This is a genomic window from Blautia sp. MCC270, from assembly GCF_018785605.1.
Taxonomy (GTDB): domain Bacteria; phylum Bacillota; class Clostridia; order Lachnospirales; family Lachnospiraceae; genus Blautia_A; species Blautia_A fusiformis.
This window is the reverse complement of the sequence record NZ_WQQD01000101.1, coordinates 1-489: the sequence shown is the minus strand read 5'-3', so window position 1 is coordinate 489 and position 489 is coordinate 1. Positions and strand designations below refer to the sequence as shown.

Here is a 489-nt window from a genome sequence, read left to right as displayed (position 1 = left end):
AACTGAATAATGATATTTCTGGTAGCGATGCGCTTAGGGGACACACCCGTTCCCATCCCGAACACGACGGTTAAGACCTAAGCGGCCGATGGTACTGCACTGGAGACGGTGTGGGAGAGCAGGTGGCTGCCAGATCAAATGGGGATGTAGCTCAGTTGGGAGAGCACCTGCCTTGCAAGCAGGGGGTCGAGAGTTCGAATCTCTTCATCTCCACTGAAATCGAAAGATTTCAAGATGGGCTTATAGCTCAGCTGGTTAGAGCGCACGCCTGATAAGCGTGAGGTCGGTGGTTCGAGTCCACTTAAGCCCACTGGTTTAAATGAACCAGAACCCCGAAAAGTTCATAATCATGAGCAATAGGGCAAAGGTCCACTTAAGCCCATTGGGTTTTAAGTAATAAAGCCCAATACATTGTACCTTGAAAACTGCATACATGAGATTTGATTAAGTTAATCAAATATCCTTAAACGCAAAGTATTAAGAAATTAA

2 tRNA genes and 1 rRNA gene are annotated in these 489 nt (G+C 46.0%); all 3 read left to right on the top strand.

Features of this window, described 5'->3' with window-relative positions:
• The first annotated feature begins 17 nt into the window (after positions 1-17).
• Positions 18-135 (top strand): 5S ribosomal RNA (rrf, locus tag GPK58_RS12690).
• 5 nt (positions 136-140) lie between these two features.
• A tRNA-Ala gene (locus tag GPK58_RS12685) sits at positions 141-213 on the top strand.
• Positions 214-236: 23 nt separating this feature from the next.
• Positions 237-310, top strand: a tRNA-Ile gene (locus GPK58_RS12680).
• Positions 311-489: the final 179 nt, after the last annotated feature.